Raw genomic sequence first — 12,282 nt, forward strand, 5'->3', positions numbered from 1 at the left:
AAAAGAAACCGATATGAAGTCCCAGACAAACTCAGGCGCTATACGAAATATATCCTCTGGCATTGAAAGCCGGGCCTTCTCGAAAACGCTCTAGCGCCCCCAGCAATCCTTGACTGTCACGCCTGCGCCAGCCCCAGTATTGGCTGACACATTCAGGTTGTTCAGGGTGTAGCTACCACATTTGTCACTCGCCATCATCGAGCCCGCGACGGGCGTCGCGGTCAACGTGAAACTGGTGGCGCTCAAGGCGGGCACGATGCTGTAGAACGCGTTGCCGTTGCTCAGCACCGCCCCCACATACGTGGCGTTGCGTGAATAAAACCGCTCCAGCGTCTGCGCCTGCTCGTACAACAGGCCGGCAATTTCAGAGCGGTGTGCACGACGGACATACTCGGTGTAACTCGGGTAGGCCACGGCGGCCAGAATCCCAATAATCGCGACAACGATCATCAGTTCGATCAGGCTGAAACCTTCACCGGTTCTACGCATTGATCCTCCCACCTACTGTAATTGTCGCCACATGATGCGCCGGTTGTTCACACCGCCCAGTTCTAGCAACGGAGCAGATGTCCCTGACTCCTGCGGCCCGGCAATGATCTGGAGCCCATCGAGCTGCCTGATAAGCCCACCGATGTTCGGTACACTACCACTGTAAGTGATACCGCTAAATGCCAGATCGCTGGCGTTGATTGTCCCATCGCCGTTGGTGTCTAGAATCGGATAGGTCAACATGGCCCCGCTCACCGCATCGACATCCAGCAAACGTCCCGACCCGGCACTGGAACAAGGGTCGCTGGTGTCAACCTGTGCCGTGGTGAAGATCAATCGTCCAAAGGTCAGGAGCGCCGGGTAAATAACCCGCTCCCCAGTCGGTGTGTTGTTGGGAACCAAGGAAAAGTAAAACCCTTTCTTGGTCGTGTAATCGACCGGGTTCTGGCTGGAGGTGAAAAACGAAGTGCCTGTCGCGGGAGCATTGATCGTCTGGGCAACCAGGTTGCTCTCGGTATAACTGGCGCTGCTGCCGTCATTATCCAACACCGCGTAGAACGCCTGGCGCGCCGTGGTGGTCTTGTCCGCTGTTTCACTGAGTTTACCGGTACCGAAATAGACCAGCTTGCCTTGTCCTGGCAGATTGCCAATGACCGGTTGTGCGGTAATCGGTTGGGCCGTGGTGTTCAAGGCTGTGAACAGCGGCGCCCCGCCAAATGCCACGGCCCAATTGGCAGGAGCGGGATCAGTCAGTTTGAACTTCCACATCTGTCCTTTCAAATCGCCAGCGTATGCATATTGCACGACACTTTGAGCATTGACCCGCAGCTTTACCGAGCTGAGGCCATTGTTCCCAGTACTGTCGGAGGTAATTTTCGTGATCAACGAGCCGTCGCGCATATCCACCACATACAACGCCGCCACACCGGCGGCACTGCCATAGCCGTTGCCGATGAATGCCGCCCAGCGACCATCGGCCAAGCGAGCCACTTCCGGCTTGGCATAGGCATAACCCAGGTCATTGAAAACGTTCAGCGGATTGGCGACATCCGGGGCCTTGATTTCCCACAGGGCGCCGATGGTGTTGGCGGTCGAGGCACCGTACAGGCGGATCGCGAAGAATGCCTTGCCACCTGCGCCAACACCGCCTACCGCAACGGTATTCCAGGTGCTATTGAGCTTGGCATCGGCCACGGTGATCTGACCATCGTTGAGGAATTTGTGGCTGCTGCCATTGATATAAGCCGGATCGGCGACATAGTGCAGGTTGTTGATCACACTCGACGGCATATACGCATAAAGGCGCTGGCCCGTCAGCGGATCGATGACGTTGAAAAAACCGTCGTTGGCATTGACCACCAGGCGTGCGGCCATCCCCGTACCGCCAGCCTTGGCATCCAGGTAAGCGGTGTAACTGGTGTCGCCAACGGTGTCCGATGCCGTGCGGTCGGTTGGCGAGGCATAAACCAGGCGTGAGTTGACGACATCCCCCAGATAGACGGTCCGGACCTTCAAACCGGCCTTGTTGGTACCCTTGCTCCACTCCACCAGATCGTTGCCGGTAATGCCCAACGGCAGGCTCAATCCCAGGGCCGTCTGCTGAAGCGGCGCGAAGTTGCCATAAGTCAGGGTAATAGGCGAACTGGTCAGCGTATTCCACGACTGAAAACTCGGAGTCGCAGCCCCCGTGGGCGAGAGGGTCGTATCGGTGCTCCAGTTGGTCGTGGAGCTGAGTGATCCATCGGCATTGAACGCGAAAGCCCGGATGGTACCGCGCCAATCGGCAGGGTCATACTGCGAGGTATAGAACAAGGTATTGGTGCTCAGGCTCGAGGAGCTCGATGCGCCACCACCGCCAGACCCGGCCTTGGAGGTGATGTCATTCAGCGCCGCCGACAATGCCGCGTTCAACCCCGCACTGTCGGTCGCCTGATAGTAGTTGCCATGCCCGTACCGTGCGCTATCGGCCAGCATCTGATTGTCGGCGGTAAACCCCACGGAGTAGGTAAACATATTTTGTTTCGGGAAGTCTGCGGCGTCCCAACTCTTGCCTGCGGCATCGTTGCCCGAGGAGCGCACGTCGATGTCATAGGCGAACTTGGCGATATCGTCCAGATAAAGCGTGTTGCCCTCGGCATCGCCACTGAGATTGTTGCCGTCGTTATCGATCCTGTCCCAGTTCGGCAGATTGCCGCCACCCAACGGATCGCTGCTCGCAAAGCTACGGTCGTAGGTCGGCAAGCCGTCGGTGATGACCACGCCGTAGTTCTTCTGGCAGCGATACTGGACCGGGCTGGTGTAGGTAGTTGGTGTCGAGTTGTAGTAGGGCGTCATCCCCCGCAAGTAACGCGTGATCTCGTAATAGGTTTCAGCCAGCGGCGTATTGGCGATTGCGGACAAACCGTTGATCGAGGAGATCAACGCACTGTAGTTGGTGTCTGCCTGGGCCTGGGTGGTCGAACCGGTCACCGGAGACAAATCACTGATTATTCGGGCGATATTGCCGCCCCGACCATTATCACTACTGGTCGGGGCGTTGAACGTTGCCAAGCCAATGCGCAGGTTGCGGTTGCTGGTAACCAGCGCCGATGACACGTTGCGGGCAACGTTGATCCGATAATCATTGGGGATGCTGCTGTCGGTGGCGTAATCCTTTTTTGTCAGCCCCGCCGAGATCATCCTGGCGATGAGATAAGCCACATACCGGTTGGAAATCCGCGTATTGCCACCACCGACCGGGTCCGGAAACTTGATGCAGTAAACTGTGCTACTCGGCGTGTTGCTGGCACCTACACCCATTCTGAAACCGTCGTAGTTCGTGTCGCAACCGCCTTGGTAGAAATCGTTGATGAACTGGTTTTCATTCATCATATCGAGCGCGATCAGGCCGTTGACGCTAGTGCTGCAACTGAACGTCGAGGCGCAGTTGTACACCTGGGGAGTGGTCGTCGACTGATGGAAGTCCGTCGCGCGAATCAGGTTGTTCATGCTCCCGGAATTATCCACCAACAGCATCACGTTCGGCGTGACCGAGCCGGCGCTCAACAGCGGCGAGTCAGAAGGTGTGAAGGCATAAACCGGAGCGCTGAGGTACAGTCCGAAAAAGGCGCCGGCTATCAGTTTGACGAGCCGTGAATACACGCTGCCTGCGCCCTTATTTCTTGACATAGATACTCTCCAGCACGGTGCGCGACGTGCCCTGATTGCCCACGCCGGTAATCCTGTAGGTGGTCCAGGAAAGGCCATCCTCCATGCCCGCGGCATCGACATTGACCGGATCCTTGGTGGTGCCCAGCTTCTGTATACCGTAGAAACCGCTGGTCACGGCCACCCAGGTCACTCCAGAGGTGGCATTCGTACCGGCGCTCAGCGGTTGGGCATTGTTAAGCGCTTCGGCAGGTGGCGCGCAGCGCACGGTGCTGGAGCAAACCGGCGGATTGTAGTTCGACGCCTGGACGACAGTTTCCCCTACCCGCAACGCACTTTCCGCGAACTGGAATGACTCGTTGCGCACCTTGACGCTACCGAACATTTTTTCCTGCAGGTTGGCATTTTGCATCGACGAGATACCGATCAGGGTCAGCAACAGCAAAAACACCAGACTGACCAGCAATGCCATGCCGCGCTGGGATTGCCGCTTAAGTGGAATGGCCCTATGGGCAAAGGTATTCAAGGCATGCCCTCCTTATCTGAGCCAGTTGCGCACGGCTGCCACAACGTTGAATGTACGATCGCTGACCCTGCCGGCGGGATCCCTCAAGGTCAGCGTCAGCCTGACACTGCGAATCAACCTGGGATTGCTCGGGGTTGCGGAATAACTGAATGCCGTGCTGTCGAGCAGGGTCCTGGCCATTCCGAACGATACGGCAAAGGCCTGCACATTGCTGATCAAGGGCTGACGGGCATTGAGCGGGCCGATATAGATCTGATTGTTGGCGAAGGAATAGATCGATTGCCTCACCGATAGGGCAATTTGCCCGACGCCAGGTGCCCTGGCTCCGCTGTAAGCCGTGGATTGCACCAGGCAATCGGAAACAATTGTCCAGGTCGGAGCCGCGCCGTGGTTACCGACATCGGCGGTGATCAGCGTCAGGGCCTGATTGGCGGCATCCCAACTGATCGGCGTGTTGAATGCCGCCATGAAGGTGTTATTGAGGCTCGAGTCGTCCACCGTCGCGACACAGCCGAACATCCCGGTCATACGAATTTCCTGGAGCATCTTGCTGAGGACGAACCGCGCATCCTCCTGCATGCCGGCCGCGCCAGCCTGGCTGGCGTAGGTATTCTTCGCCGCCATGAATATCTGGGTGATACCCGCGACCACAATCAGCCCCAGCATCAGGGCCACCATCATTTCGATCAGGCCAACACCTGCGCAAAACTTTTTCATAGGCCGTTCCACACAGTGGCAACCCGGCTGACCAGGGAGACCGTTGAAGTGACGTTCGCGTTCGCCGCCCGTGTGTCGGTCCAGACGACGGTGATAGTGACGACACCGGCCGCTACCGCAATCGACCCCGAGACGATCCCCGCGCCGGGGATATTGTTCAGGCTGGTAACGAAATCGGACAAATCCTGATCGCGGATCGTCGAGGTCGCGCTTGGCGCCACGAGACTCCCCAACTGATAGTCAGCCCCTGGATTGAGGCAAGGATTGCGCGTGGCATTTGAACAGGGGTTGGCGCGAATACGGTCCAGTATGTCGTAGGTGATAAAACTGATCTGGGTCCCTATCGTCGAGCTGTCGGTGTTCTTCAGGGCATTGAGCTGTAACGCCGCCGCGCCGAGCAGGCCGATCGCCATGACCAGCATGGCCACCAGCACCTCCACCAACGTGACCCCGGACTGATGATTAGCCGTCATTGACAAACTCCATTGAGCACGATCCGGCCTGTCAGGCATACGGTAACCGTATTGGTGTAAGCCCCCTCGACAAAGGTCAAGGGGGTATTCGCGGCGGGATCGGCAAGCCCGCCCAGGTTGTTGAACTCAATGAACGCCACGTTATTGCTCGCCACCGTCGCGGAACTCGACATTGCCGGCGTGCTACGCAAAATCGTCGAGTTGGAACTCAGGGTGGTGGTCAGCGCCGTGGTCCAGGCGGCGCCGGCAGTCGAGGGGGCAATGCGCACATTCACGCCTCGATTGATTGCCTCCAGGCGGGTGTAATTGAGCGCGCGCATCAGATCGTTTGCCTCGGTCTCGGCCTTGGATCGCTGGATGCTCGATGTGAATGAAGGCACCGCGAGGGTCAACACAATTGCCAGCACCGCCACCGTGACCATCAGCTCGACCAGCGTGAAACCTTTGGCACGTTGAAACATATGCGTACTCCCACCCCGCCTGCACGGAACTATAACTAGCCCTGTCGCGCAAACAATCGACAACAGGATATACGGTTGTTTTGGATGGACCAGCAAGCATCAGGGTAAAAATCAACAGGGAGTTGGTCGATATGCCACAACGAGGTTTCACATTGAGCGAACTGCTGCTCGGGCTGAGCCTGATCGCCATTTTGGCGCATCTGGCCTCCGCATCGTTCGAGAACCTCATGGACTCGCAGCATCGCAGAATTTCCGCCGACGAGCTCGCCACCGGCTTGCGCACGGCCCGCACCGAAGCGATCTTGCGCCAGAGGAGCGTGATCATTCACCCGTTGGACGGTGACTGGAGCCAGGGCTGGAGGATCGTGATCGACCAGAACGGAAATGGCCATGAAGACCCGGACAACCCGATCCTGAGTGAACGGCGCGGTGATGGGCGAACGCCCGTCAGGGGCAATACCACCACCAGAAGTTTTATCCGGTTCACCAGCCTGGGCGAACTGCGCTACGAGAACGGCTCGTCGCGGGGCGGCACGCTGCATATCTGTGCCAGGGAGCAGGCCATCAGCCACCGGCAGGTGGTACTGGCCGCCACCGGCAGGGTGAGAATCACTGCACAAGAGCGCCCCGAGGCGCTCTGTCAAACGGAGGGCTCAGAGCAACGAACGAACGCGTAGCTCCTTGGGCACGGAGAAGGTGATATTTTCCTCGCGACCGGCCAGTTCCTCGGCAGCGCAGGCGCCCCAGGCCTGGAGCTGCTGGATCACGCCACGCACCAGCACTTCCGGGGCCGAGGCGCCAGCGGTGATGCCGATACGCTCGACGCCATCGAACCAGCTACGCTGCATGTCCTGCGCGCCGTCGATCAGGTAGGCTGGGGTCGCCATGCGCTCGGCCAGTTCACGCAAGCGATTGGAGTTGGAGCTGTTCGGGCTGCCAACCACGAGCACCACATCGCATTCGTTTGCCAGTTGCTTGACCGCGTCCTGGCGATTTTGCGTGGCGTAGCAGATGTCGTCTTTGCGCGGCCCGCCAATGGCCGGAAAACGTGCCCGAAGAGCATCGATGACCCGGCTGGTGTCGTCCATCGACAAAGTGGTCTGGGTCACGAAGGCCAACTGGTCGGGGTTGCGTACCTGCAAGGCGGCGACGTCTTTCTCGTCCTCTACCAAGTAGATGGCACCGCCGTTGCTGGCGTCGTACTGCCCCATGGTGCCTTCCACTTCCGGATGCCCCGCGTGACCGATCAGGATGCATTCACGACCCTCGCGACTGTAGCGCGCAACTTCGATATGCACCTTGGTCACCAGCGGGCAGGTGGCATCGAACACCTTCAAGCCACGACCGGCCGCCTCGCTGCGCACGGCCTGGGAAACGCCGTGGGCACTAAAAATGACGATGACGTCATCCGGCACCTGGTCCAATTCTTCGACGAAGATGGCACCACGGGCGCGCAGGTCTTCGACGACAAATTTGTTGTGCACCACTTCGTGGCGCACGTAGATCGGCGGTCCGAAGACCTCCAGAGCCCGGTTGACGATTTCAATCGCCCGGTCCACACCGGCGCAGAAGCCACGGGGGTTGGCGAGTTTGATTTGCATGCTATGCCTCGTGTCTTGCGCGCAAGGGGTCAATCATTGGGTCGCCGTAACGGCCCGATGCTCTTAAAGCGCCTTGACCTCGAATATTTCCACATCGAAGGTCAGGGTCTTGCCGGCCAACGGGTGATTGAAGTCGACGGTCACTTCGACGTCATCGAAAGCCTTGACCACACCGGGCAGCTCGGTATTGGCCGCGTCGTTGAAGATCACCAGCAAGCCTTCCGACAGTTCCATGTCCTGGAACTGCGAACGCGGGATGATCTGTACGTTCTGCGGGTTGGGCTGGCCAAAGGCATTTTCCGCCGCAATGCTCAGGCTACGCTTGTCGCCGGCCTTGAAGCCGAACAAGGCAGCTTCGAAACCGGGTAGCAGGCTGCCGTCGCCGACCTTGAAAGTCGCCGGGGCCTTGTCGAAAGTACTGTCGACCGTGTCGCCGTTTTCCAGGCGCAAAGCGAAGTGCAAAGTCACCTGGGTGTTCTGACCGATCCGTTGTTCAGCCACTGCGTGTTCAGTCATGAACGGTTTCTCCGGACTTTTTGCTTTTGAACATGTCCAGCGCCAGCATCACCGCGCCCACGCTAATGGCGCTGTCGGCAACGTTGAATGCCGGGAAGTACCAGCGGTTCTGCCAGTGCACTAGGATAAAGTCGATCACATGCCCCAGGGCAATACGGTCGTACAAATTGCCCAACGCTCCGCCCAGCACCAACGCCAGAGCGATGGCCAACCAGGTTTCGTCGCGCCCCAGGCGCTTGAGCCAGACCACCAATACCGCACTGACCACCACCGCGATCAAGGCGAACAGCCAACGCTGCCAGCCAGCGCTGTCGGCCAATAAGCTGAAGGCGGCACCGGTGTTGTAGGCCAGGGTCCAGCTAAAGTAGTCGGGAATGATCACAATCTGCTGGTACAGGGTCAGCGAGCTTTCGAAGTGGAACTTACTGACCTGATCGATGACCAGAACCACCAAGGTCAACCACAACCAGCCCAGGCGGCCGAAACGGCCGACACCGGCATTAGGCATAGTGACGCACCTCGCCTTCGCCGCTGATGTTGTCGATGCAACGACCGCAGAGCTCTGGATGCTCCGGACTCACCCCGACATCCTCGCGGCAATGCCAGCAACGGGCACACTTGGCGTGAGCGGACTTGACCACCTTGAGCTTCAGGCCCGGCACTTCGGTGACCACCGCATCCGTCGGCGCCAGCGCCAATGGCGCCACGGTGGCGGTGGAGGTGATCAGCACGAAGCGCAGTTCGTTGCCGAGCTTGTTCAGGTCGCCGACCAGTGCTTCTTCGGCGAACAGGGTAACTTGCGCCTGCAGGTTGCCGCCGATGGCCTTGGCGGCGCGCAGATTCTCCATTTCCTTGTTGACCGCGGCCTTGACCGCCATGATCCGCTCCCAGTAGGCGCGATCCAGCTCGAAGCCTTCCGGCAGCTCGCTGAGACCGTCATACCAGGTGTTGAGCATCACCGATTCGTTGCGCTCGCCCGGCAGGTACTGCCACAGTTCGTCGGCGGTAAAGGCCAGGATCGGTGCGATCCAACGCACCAGCGCCTCAGAGATATGGAACAGCGCCGTTTGGCAGGAACGCCGGGCCTTGCTGTTGGCGCCGGTGGTGTACTGGCGATCCTTAATGATGTCCAGGTAGAAACCGCCCAACTCCTGCACGCAGAAGTTATGCACCTTGGAGTAGACGTTCCAGAAACGGTACTCACCGTAGTGCAGCTCCAGCTCGCGTTGCAGCAACAGGGTACGATCCACTGCCCAGCGATCCAGAGCAAGCATTTCTTCCGCCGGCAGGAGATCGCTGGCCGGGTTGAAACCGCTCAGGTTGGAGAGCAGGAAACGCGCGGTGTTGCGGATACGCCGGTAGGCGTCGGCACTGCGTTGCAGGATCTGATCGGAGACCGCCATTTCGCCCGAGTAGTCGGTCGAGGCGACCCACAGACGCATGATGTCGGCGCCCAGAGTGTCGTTGACTTTCTGTGGCGCGATCACGTTGCCCAGGGATTTGGACATCTTGCGACCCGCTTCGTCGACGGTGAAACCGTGGGTCAGCAGCTCGCGGTACGGCGCGTGGTTGTCGATGGCGCAACCGGTCAGCAGCGAGGAGTGGAACCAGCCGCGATGCTGGTCCGAACCTTCCAGGTACAGGTCGGCACGTGAGCCGCTCTCGTGGCCCATCGGGTGCGAACCGCGCAGCACGTGCCAGTGGGTGGTGCCGGAGTCGAACCAGACGTCGAGAGTGTCGCTGATCTTGTCGTACAGCGGCGCTTCGTCGCCCAGCAACTCGGCGGCGTCCAGCTTGAACCAGGCCTCGATGCCCTCTTTCTCGACACGCTGGGCCACCTGCTCCATCAGTTCAACGGTGCGCGGATGCAGCTCGCCGCTTTGCTTGTTGAGGAAGAACGGAATCGGCACGCCCCAATTACGCTGGCGCGAGATGCACCAGTCCGGACGGTTGGCGATCATCGAATGCAGGCGTGCCTGGCCCCAGGCCGGCACGAACTGGGTCTCTTCGATGGCCTTGATGGCCCGCTCGCGCAGGGTATCGCCGGCCACTGGCGCCTTGTCCATGCCGATGAACCATTGCGCGGTGGCACGATAGATCAACGGGGTCTTGTGGCGCCAGCAATGCATGTAGCTGTGGCTGATGGTCTCGGTGTGCAGCAGAGCACCGACTTCACTGAGCTTGTCGATGATGTTCGGGTTGGCTTTCCAGATGAACTGGCCACCGAAAAACTCCAGGGAATCGACGTACACGCCATTGCTCTGTACCGGCGCGAGGATGTCGTCGTTGACCATGCCGTAGTGCTTGCAGGTCTTGAAGTCGTCCTCGCCGTAGGCCGGAGCGGAGTGAACCACGCCGGTGCCAGCACCCAGTTCCACGTAGTCGGCCAGATAGACCGGCGACAGGCGATCATGGAACGGGTGACGGAAGTTGATCAACTCCAGGGCTTCACCCTTGGCGGTAGCCACCACCGAACCTTCCAGGCCGTAGCGCGACAGGCACGATTGCACCAGTTCTTCGGCCAGCAGCAGCCATTTGTCGCCGACATCGACCAGGGCATAGCTGAACTCGGGATGAACGTTCAGCGCCTGGTTGGCCGGAATCGTCCATGGGGTGGTGGTCCAGATCACGATCGAGGCCGGCTTGGCCAGCGATGACAGGCCGAACGCGGCGGCCAGCTTGTCCGGATCGGCAATCGGGAATGCCACGTCGATGGTCGAGGACTTCTTGTCCTGGTACTCGACCTCGGCTTCAGCCAGGGCCGAACCGCAATCGAAACACCAGTTTACCGGTTTGAGGCCCTTGAACACGAAGCCGCCCTTGACGATTTCGGCCAGGGCACGGATTTCACCGGCTTCGTTCTTGAAATCCATGGTCTTGTAGGGGTTGGCCCAATCGCCCAATACACCCAGGCGGATGAATTCGGCCTTTTGCCCTTCGATCTGCTCGGTGGCGTAGGCACGGCACAGTTCGCGAGTCTTGTCCGCGCCCAGGTTCTTGCCGTGGGTCACTTCGACTTTGTGCTCGATCGGCAAGCCATGGCAGTCCCAACCCGGCACATACGGCGCATCGAAGCCGGCCAGGGTCTTGGAGCGGATGATCATGTCCTTGAGAATTTTGTTCAGCGCATGACCGATGTGAATCGTGCCGTTGGCATACGGAGGACCGTCGTGAAGGACGAACTTCGGACGATCCTTGCCAATCTCGCGCAACTTCCGGTACAGGCCAATGCTGTCCCAGCGCTGCAGGATCTGCGGTTCGCGCTGTGGCAGGCCGGCCTTCATTGGGAAGGCGGTGTCCGGAAGGTTAAGCGTGGCTTTGTAGTCGGTCATTTCAGGCTCTTTTTAAGCGGTGAACCCTGCCAATGGGCACGGGCGACGGCGACGTCCGCATTGATCGCCGTCTTGAGCGCCTCCAGGGAGGCGAATCGCTGCTCATCGCGCAGCTTGTGGTGGAAAACCACGGTCAAACGCCGGCCATAGAGATCACCGGCAAAATCCAGCAGATGCACTTCCAGGTGAGCACTGCCATCACCCGACACCGTGGGTCGCACGCCGATATTGGCGACGCCCGGCCACCGCTGGCCGTCGATCTCGACACTGACCAGGTAGACTCCCGTCAGCGGCACGCGACGGCGCTTGAGCTGCACGTTGGCCGTGGGCGTGCCCAATTGGCGCGCCAGCTTCTGTCCGTGTAATACCCGCCCGCCAATCCAGAACGGACGGCCCAGCAACTGCTCGGCCAAGGCAAAATCAGCTGCGGCCAGGGCATCACGCACCTGCGTGCTGCTGACCCGCAAACCATCGAGTTCAACCGTCTGCGCCGCTTCGACGGTAAAGCCACGGCGACTACCGGCCTTCAGCAGAAACTCGAAATCACCCGCCCGGTCGCAGCCGAAACGGAAGTCATCACCGACCTCCAGGTGCTGCACGCCCAGCCCGTCCACCAGGATGGTATCGACGAACTCGGCGGCACTGAGTTTGCTCAAGCACTGGTTGAACGCCAGGCACAACACCCGATCCACGCCTTCGGCAGCCAGCAGTTGCAGTTTGTCGCGTAAACGAGCCAAGCGGGCCGGTGCGGTCTCTGGAGCGAAAAATTCACGGGGCTGCGGCTCGAAGATCACCACGCAGCTAGGCACGCCCAACTCCAGCGCGCGCGCGCGCAGTCGAGCCAGGATAGCCTGGTGACCCCGGTGAACACCGTCAAAGTTGCCAATAGTGGCGACACAGCCCCGATGCTGGGGACGTAAGTTGTGAAGACCTCGAACCAGCTGCATAACGCGCTTCTTGCTCATAAAGTGGTCGATTATACCCATACCCGGTGGTGGACGACAGGCAACAGCTGCATCC

The 12,282-nt window shown here is 59.6% G+C and carries 12 protein-coding genes; 1 reads left to right on the forward strand and 11 read right to left on the reverse strand.

Translation table 11 applies throughout. The features are described 5' to 3' along the window. Positions 1–90: 90 nt before the first annotated feature. Genes BMX68_RS14510 through BMX68_RS14535 form a run of 6 tightly spaced genes read right to left on the reverse strand, consistent with a single transcriptional unit; the run spans position 91 to position 5,813 of the window. Positions 91–489 carry a type IV pilin protein gene (locus tag BMX68_RS14510; protein ID WP_017132837.1) on the reverse strand — a complete coding sequence of 133 codons (399 nt, stop codon included), beginning with the start codon at positions 487–489 and terminating at the stop codon, positions 91–93. A 12-nt stretch (positions 490–501) separates the two neighbouring features. Continuing rightward, the gene (locus tag BMX68_RS14515) at positions 502–3,657 is read right to left on the reverse strand and encodes a pilus assembly protein (RefSeq protein ID WP_039792702.1); all 3,156 of its coding nucleotides are present in this window, start codon (positions 3,655–3,657) and stop codon (positions 502–504) included. Further along, on the reverse strand, positions 3,644–4,162 hold the full coding sequence (locus tag BMX68_RS14520) for a pilus assembly PilX family protein (RefSeq protein WP_017132835.1): 519 nt from the start codon (positions 4,160–4,162) through the stop codon (positions 3,644–3,646). The genes BMX68_RS14515 and BMX68_RS14520 overlap by 14 nt, the downstream gene beginning before the upstream one ends. A gap of 12 nt (positions 4,163–4,174) precedes the next feature. Then, complete coding sequence (locus BMX68_RS14525) at positions 4,175–4,879, reverse strand: PilW family protein (protein WP_017132834.1); 705 nt, start codon at positions 4,877–4,879, stop codon at positions 4,175–4,177. After that, the gene (gene pilV / locus BMX68_RS14530) at positions 4,876–5,352 is read right to left on the reverse strand and encodes a type IV pilus modification protein PilV (protein WP_017132833.1); all 477 of its coding nucleotides are present in this window, start codon (positions 5,350–5,352) and stop codon (positions 4,876–4,878) included. The genes BMX68_RS14525 and pilV overlap by 4 nt, the downstream gene beginning before the upstream one ends. Continuing rightward, the gene (locus tag BMX68_RS14535; protein WP_017132832.1) at positions 5,349–5,813 is read right to left on the reverse strand and encodes a GspH/FimT family pseudopilin; all 465 of its coding nucleotides are present in this window, start codon (positions 5,811–5,813) and stop codon (positions 5,349–5,351) included. The genes pilV and BMX68_RS14535 overlap by 4 nt, the downstream gene beginning before the upstream one ends. A gap of 152 nt (positions 5,814–5,965) precedes the next feature. Between BMX68_RS14535 and BMX68_RS14540 the strand changes: the two genes are divergently transcribed. After that, positions 5,966–6,490, forward strand: coding sequence for a GspH/FimT family pseudopilin (locus BMX68_RS14540; RefSeq protein ID WP_244159593.1), 525 nt, complete (start codon positions 5,966–5,968; stop codon positions 6,488–6,490). On the opposite strand, the gene ispH is transcribed toward BMX68_RS14540, so the two are convergent. The 5 genes from ispH to ribF all read right to left on the reverse strand — a co-directional run bounded on the left by ispH (position 6,467) and on the right by ribF (position 12,209). Beyond that, on the reverse strand, positions 6,467–7,414 hold the full coding sequence (gene ispH, locus BMX68_RS14545) for a 4-hydroxy-3-methylbut-2-enyl diphosphate reductase (protein WP_017132830.1): 948 nt from the start codon (positions 7,412–7,414) through the stop codon (positions 6,467–6,469). The genes BMX68_RS14540 and ispH overlap by 24 nt on opposite strands. Before the next feature lie 63 nt (positions 7,415–7,477). Continuing rightward, a complete protein-coding gene (gene fkpB / locus BMX68_RS14550) occupies positions 7,478–7,915 on the reverse strand; it encodes an FKBP-type peptidyl-prolyl cis-trans isomerase (RefSeq protein WP_176986833.1) in 438 nt (145 codons plus the stop codon). A 7-nt stretch (positions 7,916–7,922) separates the two neighbouring features. Next, on the reverse strand, positions 7,923–8,438 hold the full coding sequence (gene lspA / locus BMX68_RS14555) for a signal peptidase II (RefSeq protein WP_017132828.1): 516 nt from the start codon (positions 8,436–8,438) through the stop codon (positions 7,923–7,925). Then, on the reverse strand, positions 8,431–11,262 hold the full coding sequence (ileS, locus tag BMX68_RS14560; protein ID WP_074862314.1) for an isoleucine--tRNA ligase: 2,832 nt from the start codon (positions 11,260–11,262) through the stop codon (positions 8,431–8,433). The genes lspA and ileS overlap by 8 nt, the downstream gene beginning before the upstream one ends. Then, complete coding sequence (ribF, locus tag BMX68_RS14565) at positions 11,259–12,209, reverse strand: bifunctional riboflavin kinase/FAD synthetase (protein WP_017132827.1); 951 nt, start codon at positions 12,207–12,209, stop codon at positions 11,259–11,261. Before ribF ends, ileS begins: the two co-directional genes overlap by 4 nt. Between the last annotated feature and the right edge of the window lie 73 nt (positions 12,210–12,282).

The sequence above is a fragment of the Pseudomonas agarici genome (assembly GCF_900109755.1).
In the GTDB taxonomy this organism is placed as follows: Bacteria; Pseudomonadota; Gammaproteobacteria; order Pseudomonadales; family Pseudomonadaceae; genus Aquipseudomonas; species Aquipseudomonas agarici.